Genomic DNA, 20,950 nt, shown 5'->3' on the forward strand with positions numbered 1-20,950 from the left:
CTCACTCCGCAATCGAAGGGGCGGGTACGCGGTAGGCGGACCGGTCGATGCGCCGCAGGGCCGGGGCGGACGCCGGGCGGCGCCCGGCCGCGGCCAGGGCCTCGGCCGTCGCGCGCACCGTCGGCGCCGCGAAGAGCCGGCCCAGCGGCAGCTCCACCCCGTACCGCGCCCGTACCCGGGCGAGCAGCTGGGTGGCGAGCAGCGAATGCCCGCCGAGGTCGAAGAAGTTGTCGGTGGCGCCGACGGCGGGCACGCCCAGCACCTGCGCCCAGATCGCGCACAGCTCGCTCTCCACGGGCGTCGCGGGCTGGACCCGGCCGGCCTCGGGGGCGGCGGGCTCCGGGTCCGGCAGCCGGCGCCGGTCGAGCTTGCCGTTCGGGCCCAGCGGCCACTCGGCGACGGCGGCGAAGGCCGTGGGCACCATGTGGGCCGGCAGCAGCTCCCGCAGGTGCGCCCGCAGGACGCCGGCCAGTGCGTCGGGTGCTTCCTGCGCGTCCGTCCCCTCGGCGGGCCGGACGTGCGCCACCAGCACGGGGGTTCCGGAGCTGCCGGTGCGCACCGAGACCACGGCCGAGTCCACGCCCGGGTGGGTGCGCAGGGCCTCCTCGATCTCGCCCGGCTCGATCCGCATCCCGCGCAGCTTGACCTGGTGGTCGATGCGGCCCAGGTACTGCAGGGTGCCGTCGGCCCGCCACCGGCACAGGTCGCCGGTGCGGTAGAGCCGGGATCCGGGCGCGCCGAAGGGGTCCGGTACGAACCGCTGCGCGGTCAGCCCGGGCCGGCGCCAGTATCCGCGGCCCACGGCCGGGCCGCCCAGGAGCAGTTCGCCCGCCACGCCGACGGGGACGGGCCGGCCCGCGCGGTCGACGACGTACACGTGGGCGCCGTCGATGGGGCGGCCGATCGGCACCCGGCCGCCGTACCCCTCGGCGCAGGGGTACCAGGTGACGTCGACGGCGGCCTCGGTGGGCCCGTACAGGTTGAACACCCCGGCGTCCGGCAGCAGTGCGGCGCATTCGGTGACCAGCGCGGCGGGCAGTTCCTCGCCGCTGCAGACGATGCGGCGCAGGGTGTCGCGTACGGCGGGCAGCCGTCCGGCGGTGGTGAACGCGGCCAGCATCGAGGGCACGAAGTGGACGGTGGTGATGGCGGCCGAGGCGATCAGGTCGCACAGGTACTCGGGGTCCTGGTGGCCGCCGGGCCGGGCGAGCACGCACCGGCCGCCCACCATCAGCGGCCAGAACAGCTCCCACACGGAGACGTCGAAGCCGATGGGCGTCTTCTGGAGCACGCCCTCGCCCTCGGCGAGCCCGAACGCCCGGTGCATCCACAGCAGCCGGTTGACGACGGCCGCGTGCTCGTTCATGGCGCCCTTGGGCCGGCCCGTGGACCCCGAGGTGAAGATCACGTACGCGAGGTCGCGGGCTCCGGCGCCGGCCCACGGGCGGTGTCCCGGACGGGCGGCGACCGCCTCCGCGTCGCGCCGCAGGCACAGCACCCGGGCCCCCGCGGCCCCGGCCGCGGCCGTCAGCTCCGCGGGCACGGCGTCCGTGTCGGTGACGACGACCTTGGCCCCGGCGTCCTCCAGCATCATCTCGATCCGGGCCGCCGGGTAGCCGGCGTCCAGCGGCAGGTAGGCGCCGCCGGACTTGAGGACCGCGAGCAGCGCCACCATCAGGTCCAGGCCGCGGGGCAGGGCCACCCCGACCAGGTCGCCCCGGCCGACGCCGCGCGCCCGCAGCTCCCACGCGAGCCGGTTGGCCCGCTCGTCGAGCGCGGCGTAGCTCAGCCGCTCCTCGCCGAACTGCACGGCGGTGGCCTCGGGGGTGCGGTCGGCCTGGGCCTCGATGTGCCCGTGCACGGTGGGGACGCCGGTCGCCACGGCGGGCACGCCCGCCCCGCTCCACCGCTCCAGCAGCCCGGCGCGGTCGGCCGGGGTCATGACCGGAAGCCGCGACAGGGCGGCGCCCGCCCGCGCGGGCCCGGCCTCCTCCAGCACCAGGCGCAGCGCGGTCGCGATCCGCTCCACCGTGGCGGGGTCGAACAGTTCGGTGCTGTACTCGACGAGCCCGTCGAAGCCGCCGTCGGCGCGCGGGGAGAGGTCCACGGCCAGGTCGAACTTGGCGGTACCGGTGTCCAGCCGGACTGGCAGCATCTCCAACCCGCCCACCGAGACCGGCTCCTGGGGCTGCTCGTCGGACTGGAACAGGTAGCGCACCAGCGGGGTGCGGCCGCCCGCGTCCCGCTGCGGGCGCAGCTCCTCGACGAGGTGGTCGAAGGGCACGTCGGCGTGGGACCGGGCGTCCAGCACCTCGCCGTGGGTCCGCCGGACGAGCTCCTCGAGCGAGGGGTCGCCCGACAGGTCGACGCGCACCGGCAGGGTGTTGACGAAGAACCCGGCCAGCGCGGCCGTCTCGGCCCGGCCGCGGCCCGCCACCGGCGTCCCCACCACCAGGTCGTCCTGACCGGTGAAGCGGGCGAGGACCGCGGCGAAGGCGGCCATGGCCACCGTGAAGGGGGTGGTGCGCAGCCGCTCGGCGAGCGCGCCGATCCGGGCCCCGGCCGCCGCGCCCACCTCGAAGCGGGCGTGTGCCCCGGAGAAGTCGGAACGGGCCGGCCGGGGCCGGTCCGTGGCCAGGTCGGCGAGGACGGCCCCGTCGAGCCGCCCCCGCCAGTACTCCAGCTGCGCGGCCGCGGCCGGGGAGGACAGCCACTGCGACTGCCACAGCGCGTAGTCGGCGTACTGGACCGCGAGTGCGGGCAGCCGCGGCTCGCGCCCCTCGGCCTGCGCCCCGTACAGCTCGACCAGTTCGCGGATCAGCACCTGCAGCGACCACCCGTCGGACACGGCGTGGTGCATGGCCAGGACGAGCAGCCGGGCGTCGCCGGCGCCGCGCAGCAGGGTGCAGCGCAGCAGCGGTCCGGCGGCGAGGTCGAAGGGCTCGGCGGCGATCTGTCCGGCCCTCCGTACGAGCTCCTCCCCGGCCTCGCCGGGGGCCTCGACCGTGCGGACGGCCACGGGCGCCGCGGGCAGGACCACCGCCCGTACGCCGCCTTCGCCGTCGGCGCGCAGGACGCTGCGCAGCACCTCGTGCCGCTCGGTGATGCGGGTCAGCGCCCGCTCCAGCGCCGGCTGGTCGAAGGGGCCGCGCAGCCACACGCCGCAGGCGATGTTGTACGCGGCGCTGCCCGGCTGGAGCTGGTCGAAGAACCACAGCCGGCGCTGGCCGGAGGACGGGGCGGCGGGGGCGGCCGGGTCGGGCCGGCGCGTGATGCCGCCGGGCGCGGAGCCGAGGCCGCGCCCGCGGCGCAGCTGCGCGAGCAGCGCGGCGCGCTGCGGGGAGAGGAACTCGGAGGACATGGCGTCACTGGCCTTCGTCGTCAGGGGACCGGCGGTTCAGGGGTGGGTGCGCAGCAGTTCGGTCAGGCAGCGGGTGCCGAACTCCAGGGCGGTCACGGGGATCCGCTCGTCGGCGCAGTGCAGCAGGCGGCGGTGCGGGGCCCCGGCGGGGAGCCGCAGCGGCAGCCAGCCGTAGCAGCGGATGCCGAGGCGGGCGAAGACGGTGGCGTCGGTGGTGGCCGGGCTCATCACCGGCAGCGGCACGGCCTCGGGGTCGGCCTCGCGCAAGATCGCCTCCAGCCGGTCGTAGAACGGCCCGAACTCGGGCTCCGCGATCAGCTCGGGCCGGACCCGGGGGTCCTCGTGCAGCAGCTCGATCCCGATCGCGTCGCCGTCCTCGTCCTCACCGTCGCCGCCGATCAGGGCGCGGATCTCGGCGACCAGGTCGGCCACCTCGAACTCCCCGGGCAGGATCCGCCCGTCGACGTCGACGGTGATCTCCGCCGGCATCATGTTGATCTTGTGCCCGGTGCGCACCACCGTCGGGTTCACGGTGTGCCGCAGCACCGAGTCCAGCTGGAGCGCCTCGTTGAGCGGCAGCCCCGCCGGCGGCGCGTCGCCCTCGCGGTCCTCCCGCAGCCGGGTCACCGCCGCGGCCAGCGGCTCCGGCAGCGCCCCGGCCAGCGCGGCCAGCATCCGGTCGGCGGCGGGCATCTGATGGCGCGGCAGCCGGGCCCCGCTCAGCGCGGTCAGCACCGCTCCCAGGCGGGCCGTCGGATTGCCCGGCGCGGCCAGCCGCGAGGCGTGCCCGCCGGGCCCGCGCAGGGTCAGCCGCAGCCAGCCCGGCCGCTTCTCGGCCACCACGACCGGGTGGAAGCGGATCCCGGCGAGCTCGATCCCGGCCCCGCCCTCCTCGCCGATGGCGTAGCGCACCCCCTCGAACAGCTCGGGGTGCTGCTCGACGAGGTAGGCGGCGCCCGCCCCGCTGCCGTCCTCCTCGTCGGCGACGACCGCGAGGACCACGTCCCCGGCGGGCCGCTCCCCGGCCGCGCGCAGCCGGAAGAGGGCGGACAGCATCATCGCGAGGCCGCCCTTCATGTCGATCGCGCCGCGGCCCCACACCTCCCCGTCCACGAGCCGGCCCTCGAACGGCGGGTGCGTCCACTCCTGGCCCGTCACCGGCACCACGTCGGAGTGGGCGTGCAGCAGCAGCGGCGGGGCCTCGCCCCGGCCGGGGAAGCGCACCACCAGGTTGGTGCGCTCCGCGCTGGGGCCGACCACCTTGTAGTCCGTGATCCCCTCGGCGATCAGCAGCCGTTCGAGGTGGGCCACGAGGCGGCCCTCGTCCCCGGGCGGGTTGACGGTCTCGATCCGGATCAGGTCCTGCAGCAGCGGCACCGGGTCCAGGAGCGGGGAGTCGTGCATGACGCGGCCTTTCGGATCAGCGGGGGTTCGGGGTGGGGGCGAGCAGCGCGGCCGCTTCCCGCAGCAGCTCGGTGCCCGTGCCCAGCCACTGGGAGTCCACGGCGGCGCGGCGCAGGAACAGCTGGGCGTCGCAGGCCTCCGTCATGCCGTACGCGCCGTGCAGGTGCACCGACTCGGCGGCCGCCCGCCGGGCCAGATCGCCCGCCAGGTACAGGGCCTGCGCCCCGGTGGCGCGTACGTCCTCCCCGCGGTCGGCGGCCGCGGCCCCCGAGCGGGCGAAGGCCGAGGCGGTCGCAGCCTCGGCGGCCAGCGCCGCCAGCCGGTGGGCGGGCGCCTGCTGCCGGGCCAGCGGCTGCCCGAAGGCCTGCCGGGACCTCAGCCGCTCCGCGGCCAGCTCCACGGCGGCCCGCGCGGCTCCCGCCAGCGCGGCGGCCTGCCGGAGCCGCGCCGCGGCCAGTACGGCCGGCCAGGCCGCGCCCACCGGGTGGACCGCCCCGGACACCGCGGCCCGGTCCAGCTCCACCGCGTACAGGTCGCCGCGGCCGATGTCGTCGCGGCGCGTCAGGCGCACCCCGGGCTGCTCGCGCGCTACGAGGGCGAGTACGGGCTCGCCGTCGGCCCCGGCTCCGACCACCGCCAGGTGGCCGCAGTCGGCCGCGAAGGCGGTGAAGGGCCGCCGGCCGGTGACCGCGTACCCCTCCCCCTCGCGGTGCACGGTGAGCGGGCCGGGCCGGTCGGGGCCGGTCAGCCCGTCCGCCCGGACCGCGAGGGCCACGGCCGCCGCGCCCCGGGCGGCCTCGTCGAGCAGCGGTCCGTACGCCGGATCCCCGGTGGCGGCCAGCAGCGCGGCCGCCGTCACGGTGTCCGCGTACGGGCTCTGGTAGAGCGCCGCGCCCATCAGCTCGGCGATCGCGGCCCGTTCGGCCTCGCGGTGCGGGCCGAAGGCGCCCAGCTCGGCCAGGGTGGCCCAGACGGCGTCGCGGGTCCCCGCGTCCTCCTCGCCGAGCCGGGCCGCCGGCCCGTCCGCGGCGCCGCGCGGGCGCTCCCCGAGCCGGCGCAGCACCGGCGCCAGCTCCTGCCCGAACAGTTCCCTCAGCTCGTCGAGCACGGCCGTCGTCACATCAGCCCCAAACCGTTGGTGGCGATCAAAGTGAGCATGACCTCGGAGGTTCCGGAGGCCAGCCGGTGCGAGGGGCCCATGCGCAGGCCCGCCTCCAGCACCCCGCCGTCGGGCGCGGCGCCGTCCCAGGCGGTCAGGGCCGCCTCCAGCCCGCAGACCTCCAGGGCGAGGTCGAGCACCGGCCGGATCTGCTCGGTGACGTACCACTTGGCCATCGCCGAGCCGACCGGGTCCGCACTGCCCGCGCCGAGGTTGCGCACCTGCTGCCAGGCCATGGCGTGCCCGGCGCGCAGCCGGGCGTCGAGCGCGGCCAGCGGCAGCGCGTACGCCGGGTCCGCCAGCCGGCCCGTTGCCGCGGCCCGCTCGGTCACCAGGTCCAGCAGGCGGCGGGCCTTGGCGTGGAAGTCGACTCCGGTGCGCTCCAGTTGGAGCAGGTCGTTCATCAGGGCCCAGCCGTTGTCGACCTCGCCGACGACATCGGCCTCCGTCAGGCGCACCCCGTCGATGACGACCAGGTTGAACCGGTCGTTGCACAGCGTCGGGACGGGCTCCACGTGGACGCCGGGGGAGCGCAGCGGCAGCAGGAAGAGGGTGATGCCGTGCATCGCCACCGGGGATTCGGTGGTGCGGGCCGCGCACAGCGCCACTTCGCCGTACTGCGACTTCATGTTGTAGATCTTCTGTCCGTACAGCCGCCAGCCGTCGCCGTCGCGGCGCGCGGCGGTGCGCAGCCCCGACAGGTCGGATCCGGCGTCCGGCTCGGTGAAGAGCACGGTGGCGATCTCCTCGCCGGCGGCCAGCGCCGGCAGGTGCCGCTTCTTCTGCTCCTCGGTGCCGACCTCCAGCAGGAACCGGCCGACGATGTCGATGCTCAGGACGTGCACGTCGTCGGGGATCCCGGCGAGCGTCATCTCCTCGGTGACGATGGCCGCCTCGGCGGCGCCCAGGCCCGCCCCGCCGTACTCCTGCGGCCAGTTCGGGGCCAGCCAGCCCCGCTCGCCCAGCCAGCGGTGCACCGGCAGGTGCGTGGCCTCGGTGCCCGGCGGGTACGCGGCGATCTCGTCCGCCAGGGCGCGTACGCGCTCCTCGGCCAGCAGCGCGCGGACCCGCCCGCGGAACCCCTCCTCGGCGGCGGTGAGGCCGCCCGGGTGCCGGCCGGTCACAGCGCACCGCCGCCGGCGGCCTCGGCGCGCTCCAGCAGGGCCAGCAGCTCGGCGTCGTCGGCCGAGGCCAGCTCCCGCTCCTCGACCAGGTCGGCGAGCTGCCCGAGGGTGCTGTTGACGAACAGGTCGCGCAGTTCCAGCTCCACCCCGAAGCGCTCCCGGACCCGGGCCGCGAACTGGGTGATCTTGAGCGAGTTGCCGCCGACGGCGAAGAACCCGTCGTGGGTGCTGAAGCCGCCCCGGCCCAGGATCTCCTCCCAGATGCCGGCCAGCGCGATCTGCGTGGGCGTCGAGGGGGCCTCGAACTCCACGGCGGCCGCGGCCGCTTCGGGCTCCGGTAGGCGGGCCCGGTCCAGCTTTCCGCTCGCTGCCCGAGGCAGCTCGGCGAGGACCGCGAAGAGGGCGGGCACCAGGTGCGCGGGCAGCCGTCCGCCGAGGCGGCGGCGCAGCTCCCCCTCGTCCAGCGCGTCCGTTCCCGGGACGGGGACCACGTACGCCACGAGCCGGGCGTCGGCGCCCTCGCCGTGCGCCACGACGACCGCCTCGGCGATCTCCGGCTCCGCGGTCAGCGCCTGCTCGATCTCGCCGGGCTCGATGCGCAGCCCGCGGATCTTGACCTGCTGGTCGACGCGGCCGCGGAACTCCAGGTTCCCGTCGGCGCGGCGGACCACGAGGTCGCCGGTGCGGTACAGCCGCCCGCGCTCCCCGCCGCCGTCGCCGCCGTCCCCGCTCCCGTCCCCGTACGGGTCCGGTACGAACTTCTGCCCGGTCAGCTCCGGGCTGTTCAGGTAGCCCCGGGCCACCCCGGTGCCGCCGACGAGCAGCTCGCCCGGCACCCCGACGGGCACCAGGGCGCCGAACCGGTCCACCACGTGCGCCGTGTAGTTGGCGAGCGGGGTGCCGATGGGCGGCATCGAGTCGTGCACCGTCTTCGGGCACGTGTAGTCGATGCAGGCGACGGTGGCCTCGGTGGGCCCGTAGCCGTTGTGGAACTCGCGCCCGCCGGTGTTCCAGCGGTTGACGAGCTCGCCGGGGAAGGCCTCCAGGCCGACGAAGAGCGTCCGCAGCTCCGGCAGCGCCTCCGGGTCGAGCGCCCCGAGCACCGCCGGCGGCAGGTCGGCCACCGTGACGTGCTGCTCGCGCATCAGCGCGGTCAGCCGCTCGGGGTCCAGCAGGGTCTCGCGCGGCGCCTGGACCAGGGCGGCGCCGCTGGTCAGCGCGGAGAAGAAGTCGAACAGGCTGACGTCGTAGGAGGGGTTGGCGAACTGCAGCACCCGGTCCCCGGGGCCCATCCGGAACAGCTCCGTGATGGCCCGCGCGAAGTTGACGATCGAGCGGTGCTCCACCTGTACGCCCTTGGGACGCCCGGTCGAACCCGAGGTGAAGATCACGTACGCGAGGTTCTCCGGCCCCGCCGAGGCGGGCAGCCGGCCGGGCGCGGGCCCGTCCACGAGCGCCGGGTCGTCGGCGAGCACGGCGGTGACCGCGGCCGGCAGCTCCCCGGCCAGGTCGGCCGTGGTGACGGCGGTACGGGCGCCGGCCTCCTCCAGCAGCAGCTCCCAGCGGGCGGCCGGGTGGTCCGGGTCCAGCGGCAGGTAGCCGCCGCCCGCCTTGTGCACGGCGAGGAAGGCCACCGGCAGCGCCGGGCCGCGCCGCGCGAGCACGCCCACCACCGACTCGGGCCCGACGCCCCGCGCGCGCAGCGCGTGGGCGAGGCGGTCGGCCCGCTCGTCGAGCTCCCGGTAGGTCAGCGCCGCGCCCTCGTACACCACGGCCACCGCGTCCGGGTGGGCGTCGGCGACGGACTCGACGAGCTGGTGCAGGCACAGCTCCTCCGAGCCGTACGTGCGGGCGGTGTCGTTCCAGCCGCGGACCAGCTGCTCGTGCTCCGCGTCCGTCAGCAGCGGCAGCTCGCTCAGGCGCAGTTCCGGGTTCTCGGTGACGGCCCGCAGCAGCCGGGCGTAGTGCCCGAACAGGCGCTCGATCCGGTCCGTGTCGAAGAGCTCGGTGGAGTACTCGGCCCACAGCCGCAGGCCCTGCCCGGGCACCTCGGTCAGCTGCACGGCCAGGTCGAAGCGGGCGGTGCCCGGGTCGGCCGGGTACGGCTCGGCGGACAGCCCGCCCGCCTCGGCCTCGGCGGCCGCCGCGTGCTGCAGGGTGAAGCAGGTCTGGAAGAGCGGGTTGCGGCTCGGGTCGCGCTCGGGGGCCAGCTCGTCCACCAGGGTGCCGAAGGGCAGGTCCTGGTTGAAGTGGGCGCCCATCACGGTCTCGCCGGTGCGCCGCAGCAGCTCGCGGAAGGTCGGGTCGCCCTCCGTGGAGGTGCGCAGGACCAGGGTGTTGGAGAAGAAGCCGATGAGGTTCTCGATCTCCGGCCGGGTGCGGCCCGAGAACACCGATCCGAGGACGACGTCGTCCTGGCCGGTGTAGCGGGACATCAGCGCGGTGAACGCGGCAAGCACCACCGTCAGCAGGGTGGCCCGCTCGGCCAGGGCCGTACGGTGCAGTCCGCGCAGCAGCTCGTCCGGCAGCATCCGCGTCAGCGTGGCGCCGTCGCGGGTGGGATCCGCGGGCCGGGGCCGGTCGGCGGGGAAGTCGAGGGTCGCGGCCCCCGCCAGCCGCTCCCGCCAGTAGGCGAGCTGCTTGTCCAGCACCTCGCCGGTCAGGTGGCCGCGCTGCCAGACCGCGAAGTCGGCGTACTGCACCGGAAGTTCGGGAAGGACGGGAACGGCTCCGGCGGCCTCGGCCCGGTAGAGGGCGACGAGCTCGCGGGTCAGGATGTCCGTGGACCAGCCGTCGGTCGCGATGTGGTGCATGGCCAGGACCAGCACGTGCTCCTGCGGACCGAGCCGGACCAGCGACACCCGCAGGGCGTGCTCGGCGGCCAGGTCGAAGGAGTGCCGGATCTCGGCCCGTACGTGGGCCTCGACCGCGGCCTCCCGCTCCGCGCCGCTCAGCGCGCCGAGGTCGGTGACGGGCAGCGGCACCTCGGCGGGGGCCGGGTCTACGTGCTGGTAGGCCACCCCGTTCAGCTCCGGGTAGCGGGTGCGCAGGATCTCGTGCCGCCCCACCAGGGCGGTCAGCGCCCGCCGGAACGCCGGCAGGTCCAGCGGCGCCCGCAGGCGCAGCACGGACGGCGCGTTGTAGACGGGCCGGCCCTGGGACCACTGGTTCAGGAACCACAGCCGCTGCTGGGTGAACGACAGCGGCAGGGCCCGGTCGCGGGCCGCCGGGGTGATCGAGGTGCTCGTCGCCCGCACCGTGGTGCGCTGGCGCTCGCGCAGCGCCAGCAGGGCCTTGCGGGTGTCGGCGAGGCTGCGCGCACCCGCGCCGGCCGCCGCCGCTCCCGTACCGGCCGCCGCTCCCGCCGCGGCCGTCGTTCCGGTCGTCGTCTCGGCCATCGCCGTCAGCTCCCCGTCGTCGTCAGCGGCGCGGCGCCGCCCGTCTCGTGTACGGCGGCCAGCCGTACGGTGGTGCCCGCGCCGCCCAGCGCACGGGAGACCGGGTCCTTCACGCGGCCGTCGGCGACCACCACCTCGGCCACGGAGCCCAGCAGGGCCTCCCGGGCCGCCTGCAGCTTGGCCTTCATGCCGCCCACGGCCGCGTCCCCGACGGGCCCCTCGACCGGCACCCGGTACTCGGGCAGCAGCGAGGACTCGTCGCGGTGGTCGGCCAGGACGCCCGGCGCGCCCGTCAGCATCACGAGCCGCTCGGCGCCCAGGGCCGCGGCGACCGCGGCGGCCGTGCGGTCGGCGTCCACGTTCACCGCGGTGCCGTCCTCGGCGAGGGCCGGCGGTGAGAGCACGGGCACGATGCCGTGCTCCAGCAGCAGGGTCAGCAGGGTCGGATCCACCTTCCGGATCCGGCCGTTGTGGTCGTCGCGGATCATCACGGTGCGGCCGTCGAGCACCGCGCGGTGCGCGGCGGTCCGCCGGGCCGTGACCGTGGCCCCGTCCAGTCCGGTCAGCCCCGCGGCGCGGACGCCGCCGCGGCCCAGCGCCGCCACCAGGGCGGGCTTGACCTTTCCGGCGAGCGCCAGCTGGAGGACCTCCAGGGTGGCGGGGTCGGTGTAGCGGCTGGAGGAGCCGCTGGGCGTGGTCAGCCGGCGCTGCGGGACACCGAGCCGCTCCGCGAGCAGGTCGACCTCGGCGGCCCCGCCGTGCACCAGCACGACACGGCGGCCCGCGGCGGCCAGGGACGCGATGTCGGCGCACATCGCCTCCCGGTCGATCGCCGGGCTGCCACCGCATTTGACGACGGTGACGGGGTGAATCATGTGTCGCTGCCTCTCGGATCGGTACGGGGCTTTCGAAGGGCACGGGGGCCGGCCGCCGCGGCCGCTTCGGCCGGGCGGGCGGGGCCCGGCGCCGCCGGGGAGTCCCGTCGGCGCCGGTGCGGGCGTACGGGGCCTCGTACGGGGCCCGGCACGGTCAGATCGGGTGCAGCCCCGGGAAGCCCAGGGCGGTCCGCTCGTCCCAGCCCATGCGGATGTTCATGCTCTGCACGGCGTTGCCCGCCCCGCCCTTGACGAGGTTGTCCAGCGCCCCGATCACGAGCAGTTCGCGGCTCGCCGCGTCGTAGGCGAAGCCGACGTCGCAGTAGTTGGAGCCGAGCAGCAGCTTGGGCTCCGGGAAGCGGTAGTTGCCGCGCTTCTGCGCGACGACGCGGACGAAGGGCTCCGCCGCGTACGCCGTGCGGTAGGCGGAGCGGATCGCCGCTTCCGTGACCCCGGGCCGCGCGGTGGCCCGGATGACCACCTGCACACCGCGGACGGCGTCCACACCGGTGGCCGTCATCAGCGCCTCCAGGCCGGTGGCCTGGCTGATCTCGGCCTGGTGGCGGTGGCCCAGGGGAGCGAACACCCGCAGCACGTTGCTGCGCTCGGAGTGCAGGTTCATCTCGCCCGCCGAGGCGCCCGAACCGCTGGAGCCCACCCGGCCGTCCACGGTGACCCGGGACTCGATCAGGCCCGCCGAGGCGAGCGGGTTCAGCGCCAGGATCGACGCGCTCGCCATGCAGCCGGGCACGCTCACCAGGTCGGCGGTGCGCAGGCGCTCCCGGTGCAGCTCGGGCAGACCGCTCACGGCGTCCGCGAGCAGCTCCGGTACGGGGTGCTCCCGGCCGTAGTGCTTGCGGTACAGCTCGGGGTCCTTCAGCCGCAGGTCGGCACTGAGGTCGAAGACCACCTTGCCGCGGGCGGCGAGCTCGGCCCGCCCGGCGGGGTCGTCCAGGCTGGACGCGGTGAAGAAGAGGACGTCGCACTCGGGCAGTTGCTCCGGTGCGACATAGCTGAGGTCGGTCAGACCCCGGAGGTTGGGGTGGCTGCCGTCGACCCGCCTGCCGGACAGGCGGGTCGAGGTGGCGGCCACGACCTCGACCTCGGGGTGGCCGAGCAGCATCCGGAGCAGTTCGCCCCCGATGTACCCGGCCCCGCCGACGATCCCGGCGCGGATCACTTACTCACCCCAGTCCTCTTCGGCCTCGGGGGCCAGGGCCATGATCAGCGGCTCGCGCGAAACGATTTCGAGTTCCGCCATGCATTCCGCACACTCGACGATTTCGTTGAGTTCCACCTCGGGTGCGACGGAGACGTCTCCGGTGCATTCCGGGCATGCTTCCTTGAGCAAGACAGCATTCCTTTCCATGCGGTATTCGGCATGTTTTTCCGCGGGCGTTTCCACCGCAGGTCGAGCCTGCCGGGTGGGGTCCCGCGCAGTCAGTCGGGGATAACCCCTACGCGCCCCGAAGGGCCTGTCCGCGGGCGTCGAGACGGCTCTGGAGGCCGTCCAGCGCCCGGTCGTACGCGTCGAGCAGCGCGGCCGTGCGGCGCAGCAGCCCCGGCACCTGCGCGGCCCGGTCCGGGCCGGCCGTGGCCACCGCGATGCGCAGCGCGGACCAGTGGTGGGCCACCCGGTCCACCTCGCGGGCCAGTTCGGCCAGCCGCAGCTCGCCGAAGCGCCGCCCGGCCTCGCGCAGGAACTCCGCGTGCAGCCCGGTCACCGCGAGGACGGGGCCGATGACGACGAAGACCTCGTCCCCGACGGCCGGGTCCCCGGGCAGCCGGTCGAAGGCCTCCGTCAGGAAGGTGCGCAGCCCCGCGAGCCCGCGCAGGTGCCCCGCGGCGGTGTCGGCGGCGGACGGCTCCGCCCGCAGCGCGCGCAGGTTCGCGGCGGTCACCCGGTCGACGAACTCCGGGTCGAAGGCGGGCTGGTCCTCGCCGATCCGCAGCTCCAGCCAGCGGTTGCCGATCGGGTTCGCGGTGAAGAACAGGTCCCGGTCGTGGTGGACCGGGTTGCCCGAGTCCCGGGCGGCCTCCAGCGCGGCCAGCGGGATGGTCCCCTGGAAGGCGGGTGGCACCGGGTCGGCCACGAACACGTCGCCGGTGGTGTCGTCGAAGCCGTACAGCACCATCAGGTGGTTGGTGTGCACGTCGCGGTAGGCCGGCCGGAACGGCAGGTGGAAGTTGTCGGCGGCCACCGCCACCGGGGTGCCCGCCGCCAGCGCGGCCCGCACCTGCTCCCAGCCCTCGCGGGCGTCGGCCGGCTCGTGCCAGCGCGAGTGCACGTCGTGGAAGGGGGCGAGCCCGCCGAAGAGGTCCTCGGCCGCGCCCGGGAAGTAGTACTCCTCGCGGCGGATGTCGCCCGCCGGGTAGTCGAAGCCCCAGCCGGCGCCCAGCGCCTGCACCGGGTCCAGCCCGTGGAAGCCCAGCAGGACCCCGGCCGTCGTGTGCAGGCAGTGCGACAGCTCGTGCCGCCAGTAGCCGACGGGTCCCAGTTCAACTCGCAAGACGGCTCTCCTCGTCCGCTGTGACGGTCATGGCGAAGACGTGCATCGCCGGGTTGTCCGGCAGCCGCACCGCGGCCAGCGGCGCGGGCACGCGCACCGGCACCCGCTGCTGCCAGATCGACGGCGCGTGGTGCAGGTGGGTGTGGCGGGGGTAGCGCATGCTGCCGGTGACGAAGGCCCTCGGCTCGCCGAAGTACGCGCCGGTCTGCGGCCAGAAGTCGCTCATCCGCAGCCACTCCCGGCGCACGGTGCCGTCCGCGTAGTGCAGTTCGAGCTCGTCCTCGGTGCGCCGCTCGGCTGCGCCGACCAGGCCGATCCAGTCCCAGCTGCCGCCCGGCAGCTCCACCAGCTGCCCGCGGCAGCGCACGTTGTCCCCCGCCGCGCTCTCGCGGGCCGGGAACTCGAAGACGGCCCCCACGAGGTCCACCAGGGAGCCGGGCTCCGGCAGTTCCTCCGCCGGAAACGTATTGCGCCAGATATTGAAACCGTAGTCGCCGGGGGTGTCCGGCGGCTGTATTCCGCGATTGTTGAAATGCGCGGACAGATTGACGACGGTGTTTCCCAATCCCATCACATCCACTATGTTGCGGCTGTGCTCACCACAGAAAAGGCGGCCACTGCCGTCGATATCCAGATCCGATTCCTTGACTCTGTTCCCGGCGCTCCGGAAGACCTCTGCGAGCGGGTGGCCGAGGTCACCGCCGCCGCGTACGCCGCCGGCGACCTCGTCCCGGGCCTGCCCGTCGCCGACGGGGCCCGCGAACGGGCCGGGGACGTACGGGAGGACCTCGCCGCGGGCCGCGGGCTGTGGGTCGCCTCCCTCGACGGGGAGACCGCCGGATCGGTGCGGGCCGTGGTCCGCCCCGACGGCGACTGGGAGGTCCGCCGGCTGGCCGTCTCCCCCCGGGTGCGCCACGCCGGGCTCGGCCGGCTGCTGCTGGGCCGCCTCGAAGCCGCGGCCGCGGCCGCCGGCGCCCGGCAGGTGGTGCTCGACGCCGTGGTCGAACGGGGCAACCCGGCCTTCTACGCCCGGGTCGGCTTCCGTACGGTCCGCCACTTCGGCGCCGCCGACAAGCCGCTCTCCGAGGTCCACATGGTGCGCGATCCGCGCGCCCCGCAGGAGCCCGGAGCGCCCTACGCCCCCGGTGGGGAGGGCTGGGCGGTGTCCTGGTGGGCAGGTCCGTGCGGCACCCGCTGCCGGACCGGGGAGCCGCTGCCCGCCGCCCCGGAGGAGGCGCTGCTCGGCGTCGACTTCCTGCCCGGCGCCACAGCGTCCCAACGGGATTCCGTGGAAGGCGCGTTGGCCTCGGCCGCGGACCGGCGCACGGGGGACGGGCTGTTCTTCGCCCGCCCCGCCGCGCAGATCGCGGCGTTCGCCCAGCCCCGGCTGATCCACACCAGCCTGCTGGCCTGGTGGCGCAGCCCGGCCGCCCGCGCCGTCCGCACCCCGCGCCCCTGAACGGCGGCCGGGCGGCCCGCCGCGGGGCCGCTCACCGCCCCGCGGCTCATCGCGGGGCCGCTCATCGCGGGGCCGCTCATGGAGAGGCCGTTCATCGCGGGGCGGCGGCCAGCCGGGCCGCCGCCGCGGCGATCTCCGCCGGGCTGATGCCGGCCAGCTCCAGCAACTGCCGCTCGTCGGCGACGTGGTCGAAGAACCGGTCCGGCACGCCGATCCGGTGCACCCGGCACGGCGCCTCCTGCGTCACCACCTCGCAGACCGCGGCGCCCAGGCCGCCCGACACCAGGTGGTCCTCCACCGTGACGATCCCGCCGGTCTCCCGGGCCGCCGCGAGCACCGCCTCCCGGTCCAGCGGCTTGATCGTGTGCATGTTCAGCACCCGGGCCGAGACCCCCCGCGCGGCCAGGTCCCGAGCCGCCTCCAGCGCCATCGACACCGGGTACGGGCCCGTCGCCACGATCGTGACGTCCGTACCCGCCCGCAGCTCGCGCGCCCTGCCGACCGTGAACTCGTACGGCCCCTCGTGCACCAGCGGCGTCGCCGCCCGGCCCAGCCGCAGGAACAGCGGCCCCGGCAGGTCCGCCGTGGCGCGCACCGCGTACTCGGTCTCCACCGCGTCCGCCGGCACCACCACGGTCAGGTTCGGCAGCGTCCGCAGGATCGCCAGGTCCTCCACCGCGTGGTGCGTGGGCCCGTAGTGCCCGGCCGACAGCCCGGCGTGGGTCGCCACGATCCGCACCGGCAGGTTGTTCCCGGCGACGTCGATCTTGACCTGCTCGCAGGCGCGGGCCGCCGCGAACCCCGACAGGGTGTTCGCGTACGGCAGCAGCCCGGTCGCCGCCAGCCCCGCCGAGACCCCCATCAGGTTGGCCTCGGCGATGCCGACGTTGACGTACTGCGACGGCAGCTCCTCGCCGAACAGCGTCTCCAGGCCGCCCATGTCGGAGTCCACGCAGATGACCCGCGGGTCGGTGCGGGCCAGCTCCAGCAGCGTGCGGCGGTACACCTCGCGCGCGGGGAGCGCGTACCGCTCCTCCCAGGTCGGCTCGGCGTCCTGAGCGGCCTCGGCGGCCGGGGCCGCCGGCGCGGCCGTCTCCGGCATCGTGGCGGTCATCGTGCCCTCCTCGCGTTCAGGCCGGTCAGGGCCCGCTGGAACAGCCGAGGTGTCAGCTGCACCGAATGGGACTTCTTCTTGCCCTCGAAGAGGGGCACCCCGCGGCCCTTGACGGTCCGCGCCAGCACCACGGTCGGCCGCCCGGCTCCGTCCGGCAGGGCCGCGAACACCTGCCGCAGCGCGTCCAGGTCGTGGCCGTCCACCTCCGCCACCGCCCAGCCGAAGCTGCGCCAGCGGTCGCCCAGCGGCTCCAGGCTCACGCACTCCTCCGTGGAGCCGGAGATCTGCAGCCCGTTGCGGTCGACCACCGCGACCAGGTTGTCGAGCCCGTGGTGGCCCGCGTTCATCGCGGCCTCCCACACCGAGCCCTCCTGCAGCTCACCGTCGCCCAGCAGGGCGAAGGCCCGCCCCGGGCGGCCCGTGCGGCGCAGCCCCAGCGCGACCCCGGAGGCCAGCGACAGGCCGTGCCCGAGCGAACCGGTCGGGAACTCCACCCCGGGCAGCCGGCGCAGCGGGTGCCCGGCGAGCCGGCTCCCCGGCGCCCCGTACGTGGCCAGCTCGGCCCGGTCGATGAAGCCGCGCTGGGCCAGGACCGCGTAGAGGGCGGCGCTCGCGTGCCCCTTGCTGAGCACGAACCAGTCGCGGTCGGCCCAGTCGGGCTGCTGCGGCCGCAGCCGCAGCACCTCGTGGTAGAGGACGGTCAGGACGTCGGCCGCGGACAGGCTGCCGCCGACGTGGGTGCCGTGGGCGGTGGTGCCCATCCGCAGGACGAGCTCGCGCACCTCGTGCGCCAGGTCCGCCAGATCGGCAGCCGTGTCGGCGGGGGCGGCCGGTGCGGCTGCCGCCGTCGCGGGCGGGTCGAGCAGGGGGGTGCTCACGCGCTCTCCTCGGGGGTGTTGACCGCGGCGTGCCACGGCGGGCGGTACTCCATGGCCCGCGCCAGCGGCAGCAGGTCCTCGATCCGCTCCCAGACCTTCTCGAAGGCCTGCGCGCACCGGTCGAGGACCGGGCCCGCCGCCGGGTTGAGGTGGATCCGCTGGATCGTCAGCGAGTCCTCGATCACGGCCAGCGAGACCGGGAACTCGGAGATGTCGTGGCGCGGCCGGGCCGCCCCTTCGATCCGCCACGGGTAGCCGCCGAAGCCCGACAGCTCCCGGAAGGCCCGCTGCCCGGGCAGCGGCACCACCTGGTACGGGGCCACCGGCACGCCCTCCGCCTTCAGCGCCCGCTGCAGCACCGCGCGCAGCGCCCCGTCCGAGACCTCGGGGTGGCCCAGGCCCGCCGCCGAGAACCGCAGCCGCAGGATGTGCCAGGCGTGCGTGCGGTCGGCGGGGACCTGCGGGGCGAGCAGCCCCGGCAGCCTGCCGATCCGGTCCAGGAAGGACTCCACGTTCTTGGCGCGCAGCGCGTGGTACTCGTCGAGGCGGGCCAACTGGCGCCGGGTGAAGGCGGCCTGCACCGCGCTGAGCTTCTCGTTGCCGGCCAGCACCCGCGAGATGTAGTCGCGGTCCTTGCCGGCCCGCAGGTCCTCGCCGAACTGGCGGCGCAGCACGATCCGCTCGTACAGCTCCTCGTCGTCGGTGGTGATCAGCCCGCCCTCGCCACAGGTCGGCAGGTTCTTGACCACGTTGAGGCTGGTGGCGTTCACATCGCCGATCGAGCCGGCCCGGCGGCCCTGGTACTCGGCGCCCTGGGCCTGCGCGGCGTCCTCGATGAGCTTCAGCCCGCGGCTGTCCGCGAGCGCCCGCAGCGCCGTCATGTCGGCGGGCAGACCGTGCAGGTGCACCACGATGATCGCCCGGGTCCGCTCGGTGACCGCGGCGGCGGCCGCCTCGGGATCCATGGTGAAGGTGACCGGGTCCACGTCGACGAAGACGGGCACCAGCAGCCGCTGCACCACCGGGATCGCGGTCCCGATGAAGGTCAGCGCCGGCACCAGCACCTCGGAGCCCGGCTCCAGGTCGAGCGCGGCCAGCGCCAGCTCCAGCGCCGCCGTCCCGTTGGAGACGGCCGCGCAGTAGCGGGTGCCGGTGTACGCGGCCCAGTCGCGCTGGAGCGCGGACACCTCGCCGCGCCCGGCGTCGTTGGAGGTGAACAGCCCGCCGTCGAGCACCCCGCGGACCGCGGCGTGCTCCTCCTCGGTGATCACCGGCCAGCCGGTGAGCTCCTTGCCCATGTCCTGCCGGCGCAGCGTCTTGGCGCCGCCGAACATCGCCAGTGTGCCGCTCATGTCGTCACCAGACCGCTCTCGTGGGGATCGGGCAGGCCGGCCGGAGCCGGTGCCACGGTGGTCAGCGCGAGGAGTACGAGCCCCTCCCGCTCGGGCAGCCGTACGCGCTCCAGCTCGTCGCGGCGGGTCACCGGCACGCGCAGCCGCACGGCCGGGCCCGCTGGGATCTCGGCGGTCTCCGGGTCGGTGCCCCCGGCGAAGTGCAGCCACAGCGTGGCGTCCGCCGCCGCGGCGGCGCGCACCTCCAGGTGCAGCCAGTCGTAGCGGCCGCGGGGCACCTCCAGCACCCGGCCGTCGAAGGGCACCGGTCCGGCCAGCGGGAGGGGGGCCAGCCGGCCGCGCGCGGGGCTCACTGCGCGTCCCAGACGGCGAGCCGGGCCATGACGTAGTCCACGTACGCGCCCACCAGGTCGGTGCCCAGCACCTCGATCGCCCCGTGGAACTCGGGCGTGTGGTTGACCTCGTTGACGACCATCCGGCCGTCCTTGTGCTCGATGACGTCGACGCCGAGGACGCCCTCGCCGATGGCCTCGGCGGTCGCGGTCAGCAGCTTGACCAGGTCGTCGGTGAGGGGGCACACCTCGGTGCGGCCGCCGAGCGCCGTGTTGGTGCGCCAGTTCTCGGAGATCTTGTAGATCGCGCCGACCACCTCGCCGCCGAAGACGTACGCCTTGATGTCGCGGCCGGGCTTGTCGATGTACTCCTGGACGTAGGTGATCTGGTGGTGCGGGCCGGGCAGCGCCGCCCGGTGCTCGAAGATCGCCTCGGCGCCCTCGTGGTCGTGCAGCCGGGCGCCCATCCGGCCCCAGGAGCCGGTCAGCGGCTTGACCACGGCCGGGTAGCCGAAGTCGTCCAGGGCGTCCAGCGCCGCGTCCGGGACCAGCCCGACCATCGCGCGCGGGGTGGGCAGTCCGCCCTCCCGCAGGGCGAGGGTGGTCAGCAGCTTGTCCCCGCAGAGGTTGATGATCCGCGAGCTGTTGAGCACCGGCACGCCCAGGTGCTCCAGCAGCCGGCTCGCGTACGCGTTGCGGGTGTGCGAGATCTCCCGGCTGAGCGCGCCCCGGTAGGGCAGCGCACCCGGTCCGTCGAGCTGGAACGTCAGGCGCCGGGTGTCGAGCTGTTCGAACTCGATGTCCCGCTTGCGCAGTTCGGCCAGGAGCAGGCGCTCCTCCAGCCGTACGCGCGAGGTCAGTACCGCCAGCGGTCGTCGTGTGTTCACGGCGTGCCGCCTCCCATTCCGTTGAGGGCACCGGTCGTGGTGCGCAGGGCCACCGACTGAGCCAGCCGCGGCAGCGCCGCCGTCAGGACGTCGATGGCAGTGAGGTATTCCGGCAGAGCGATGTGCTCGTCCTCGGTGTGGCAGTAGCGGGAGTCGCCGGGGCCGTACGCGGCCGTCGGCACCCCCCAGACCGGACCCACCACGTTCCAGTCGGCGGTGCCCAGCTTCAGCTTCGCCGCCGGCCGGGCGCCGCTCTCGCGGATCGCCGCCGACAGCGCCTTGACCACCGGGTCGGTGCGCGAGGACCGCACCGCCTCCACGTGTTCGACGACGGTGATCCGCCGCCCGCCCGCCAGCTCGTCGAGCGCGGCCCGGAAGGTGGCGGCGTCGAAGTGCACCGGCACCCGGCACGACACCTCGATCCAGGCCTCCTCCAGGCCGCCGCCCATGGCGACCACCGAGGGCAGCGCCTGGTCGAACAGGGCGCTCGCGGTCCCGGGCCCGTACCGCCGCTGCAGCCACTCCCGTACGCCGAACCAGAAGTCCGCGACGATCTCCGCGGCCGTCGCCTCGGGCGAACTGGTGTGCGCGGCCGGCTGCTCGGCGGTCATCCGGAACCGGAAGACGCCCTTGTAGCCGATGCCCACGCAGGAGGCCCCGCTCGGCTCGCCGATGACCACGGCGTCCGGGCGCATCAGGCCGGCCAGGTGGCGGGCGCCGACCGAGGTGCGCTCCTCGTCGACCGCGCCGACGACGGTGATCCGCGCGCCGGTGGTGTCCGCGAGGCGGGCCGCTGCGCAGACCATCGCGGCGAGCGGCCCCTTCGCGTCGACCGTGCCCCGGCCGTACAGGACGTCGCCCGACAGCCGGACGGGAACCTCGCCCGGCACGGTGTCCATGTGGCCCAGCAGCAGCAGGTGCGGCCCGTCCGCCGGGCCGACCGAGCCGTGCACGTTGCCCGCGGAGTCGACGTGCGTCTCGAAGCCGAGCCGGTCCATCGTCGCGGCCAGGAAGGCCCCGACCGCGGCCTCGGTGCCCGAGACGGACGGGATGTCGACGAGCGCGCGCAGCAGCGCGGTCTCGCCGGTACGGTCCAT

17 protein-coding genes are annotated in these 20,950 nt (G+C 75.4%); 1 reads left to right on the forward strand and 16 read right to left on the reverse strand.

Annotated features, from left to right (window positions below; translation table 11 throughout):
- Window position 1 precedes the first annotated feature (1 nt).
- From ACFYZS_RS32515 to ACFYZS_RS32560, 10 genes are all read right to left on the reverse strand, one after another.
- Window positions 2-3,361 carry an amino acid adenylation domain-containing protein gene (locus tag ACFYZS_RS32515; protein WP_389020497.1) on the reverse strand — a complete coding sequence of 1,120 codons (3,360 nt, stop codon included), beginning with the start codon at window positions 3,359-3,361 and terminating at the stop codon, window positions 2-4.
- A gap of 36 nt (window positions 3,362-3,397) precedes the next feature.
- Window positions 3,398-4,765, reverse strand: a complete 1,368-nt coding sequence (locus ACFYZS_RS32520) for a M20/M25/M40 family metallo-hydrolase (protein WP_389020499.1) — start codon at window positions 4,763-4,765, stop codon at window positions 3,398-3,400.
- A gap of 16 nt (window positions 4,766-4,781) precedes the next feature.
- Complete coding sequence (locus ACFYZS_RS32525; RefSeq protein WP_389020502.1) at window positions 4,782-5,885, reverse strand: acyl-CoA dehydrogenase family protein; 1,104 nt, start codon at window positions 5,883-5,885, stop codon at window positions 4,782-4,784.
- Window positions 5,882-7,048 (reverse strand): acyl-CoA dehydrogenase family protein, encoded by a 1,167-nt coding sequence (locus tag ACFYZS_RS32530; protein WP_389020505.1) that lies wholly within the window; start codon window positions 7,046-7,048, stop codon window positions 5,882-5,884. The genes ACFYZS_RS32525 and ACFYZS_RS32530 overlap by 4 nt, the downstream gene beginning before the upstream one ends.
- Window positions 7,045-10,446, reverse strand: a complete 3,402-nt coding sequence (locus ACFYZS_RS32535; protein WP_389020508.1) for an amino acid adenylation domain-containing protein — start codon at window positions 10,444-10,446, stop codon at window positions 7,045-7,047. The genes ACFYZS_RS32530 and ACFYZS_RS32535 overlap by 4 nt, the downstream gene beginning before the upstream one ends.
- Window positions 10,447-10,451: 5 nt before the next feature.
- On the reverse strand, window positions 10,452-11,321 hold the full coding sequence (locus tag ACFYZS_RS32540) for a [LysW]-aminoadipate kinase (protein WP_389020511.1): 870 nt from the start codon (window positions 11,319-11,321) through the stop codon (window positions 10,452-10,454).
- Between the two features lie 154 nt (window positions 11,322-11,475).
- A complete protein-coding gene (gene argC / locus ACFYZS_RS32545) occupies window positions 11,476-12,501 on the reverse strand; it encodes an N-acetyl-gamma-glutamyl-phosphate reductase (RefSeq protein ID WP_389020513.1) in 1,026 nt (341 codons plus the stop codon).
- Entirely contained in the window at window positions 12,502-12,726 is a 225-nt protein-coding gene (locus ACFYZS_RS32550) for a lysine biosynthesis protein LysW (RefSeq protein WP_324615947.1), read from the reverse strand.
- A 52-nt stretch (window positions 12,727-12,778) separates the two neighbouring features.
- Window positions 12,779-13,831 carry a BtrH N-terminal domain-containing protein gene (locus ACFYZS_RS32555; protein WP_389020516.1) on the reverse strand — a complete coding sequence of 351 codons (1,053 nt, stop codon included), beginning with the start codon at window positions 13,829-13,831 and terminating at the stop codon, window positions 12,779-12,781.
- Window positions 13,821-14,402: a hypothetical protein gene (locus ACFYZS_RS32560; RefSeq protein WP_389020519.1), complete on the reverse strand. Its 582-nt coding sequence runs from the start codon at window positions 14,400-14,402 to the stop codon at window positions 13,821-13,823. The genes ACFYZS_RS32555 and ACFYZS_RS32560 overlap by 11 nt, the downstream gene beginning before the upstream one ends.
- A gap of 21 nt (window positions 14,403-14,423) precedes the next feature.
- Here ACFYZS_RS32560 and ACFYZS_RS32565 point away from each other — a divergent pair, with 21 nt between their 5' ends.
- Window positions 14,424-15,290, forward strand: a complete 867-nt coding sequence (locus ACFYZS_RS32565; RefSeq protein ID WP_389020522.1) for a GNAT family N-acetyltransferase — start codon at window positions 14,424-14,426, stop codon at window positions 15,288-15,290.
- A 91-nt stretch (window positions 15,291-15,381) separates the two neighbouring features.
- On the opposite strand, the gene ACFYZS_RS32570 is transcribed toward ACFYZS_RS32565, so the two are convergent.
- Genes ACFYZS_RS32570 through ACFYZS_RS32595 form a run of 6 tightly spaced genes read right to left on the reverse strand, consistent with a single transcriptional unit; the run spans window position 15,382 to window position 20,950 of the window.
- Window positions 15,382-16,404, reverse strand: a complete 1,023-nt coding sequence (locus ACFYZS_RS32570) for a transketolase family protein (protein WP_389020525.1) — start codon at window positions 16,402-16,404, stop codon at window positions 15,382-15,384.
- Entirely contained in the window at window positions 16,401-17,282 is an 882-nt protein-coding gene (locus ACFYZS_RS32575) for a transketolase (protein ID WP_389020528.1), read from the reverse strand. The genes ACFYZS_RS32570 and ACFYZS_RS32575 overlap by 4 nt, the downstream gene beginning before the upstream one ends.
- The gene (locus ACFYZS_RS32580; RefSeq protein ID WP_389020531.1) at window positions 17,279-18,634 is read right to left on the reverse strand and encodes a DegT/DnrJ/EryC1/StrS family aminotransferase; all 1,356 of its coding nucleotides are present in this window, start codon (window positions 18,632-18,634) and stop codon (window positions 17,279-17,281) included. The genes ACFYZS_RS32575 and ACFYZS_RS32580 overlap by 4 nt, the downstream gene beginning before the upstream one ends.
- Window positions 18,631-18,987, reverse strand: coding sequence for a hypothetical protein (locus ACFYZS_RS32585; RefSeq protein ID WP_389020534.1), 357 nt, complete (start codon window positions 18,985-18,987; stop codon window positions 18,631-18,633). The genes ACFYZS_RS32580 and ACFYZS_RS32585 overlap by 4 nt, the downstream gene beginning before the upstream one ends.
- Entirely contained in the window at window positions 18,984-19,853 is an 870-nt protein-coding gene (gene lysX, locus ACFYZS_RS32590) for a lysine biosynthesis protein LysX (RefSeq protein ID WP_229343261.1), read from the reverse strand. Before lysX ends, ACFYZS_RS32585 begins: the two co-directional genes overlap by 4 nt.
- Window positions 19,850-20,950 carry a M20/M25/M40 family metallo-hydrolase gene (locus ACFYZS_RS32595; protein ID WP_389020737.1) on the reverse strand — a complete coding sequence of 367 codons (1,101 nt, stop codon included), beginning with the start codon at window positions 20,948-20,950 and terminating at the stop codon, window positions 19,850-19,852. The genes lysX and ACFYZS_RS32595 overlap by 4 nt, the downstream gene beginning before the upstream one ends.

The sequence above is a fragment of the Streptomyces sp. NPDC001903 genome (assembly GCF_042891345.1).
GTDB lineage: Bacteria > Actinomycetota > Actinomycetes > Streptomycetales > Streptomycetaceae > Streptomyces.

Bases quoted from the DNA above. Each gene is read 5' to 3' on its own strand.
- ACFYZS_RS32580 (WP_389020531.1), bottom strand. From the start codon at position 18,634: ATGAGCGGCACACTGGCGATGTTCGGCGGCGCCAAGACGCTGCGCCGG.
- ACFYZS_RS32595 (WP_389020737.1), bottom strand. From the start codon at position 20,950: ATGGACCGTACCGGCGAGACCGCGCTGCTGCGCGCGCTCGTCGACATC.
- ACFYZS_RS32560 (WP_389020519.1), bottom strand. From the start codon at position 14,402: ATGGGATTGGGAAACACCGTCGTCAATCTGTCCGCGCATTTCAACAAT.
- ACFYZS_RS32540 (WP_389020511.1), bottom strand. From the start codon at position 11,321: ATGATTCACCCCGTCACCGTCGTCAAATGCGGTGGCAGCCCGGCGATC.
- ACFYZS_RS32520 (WP_389020499.1), bottom strand. From the start codon at position 4,765: ATGCACGACTCCCCGCTCCTGGACCCGGTGCCGCTGCTGCAGGACCTG.
- ACFYZS_RS32570 (WP_389020525.1), bottom strand. From the start codon at position 16,404: ATGACCGCCACGATGCCGGAGACGGCCGCGCCGGCGGCCCCGGCCGCC.
- ACFYZS_RS32535 (WP_389020508.1), bottom strand. From the start codon at position 10,446: ATGGCCGAGACGACGACCGGAACGACGGCCGCGGCGGGAGCGGCGGCC.
- ACFYZS_RS32515 (WP_389020497.1), bottom strand. From the start codon at position 3,361: ATGTCCTCCGAGTTCCTCTCCCCGCAGCGCGCCGCGCTGCTCGCGCAG.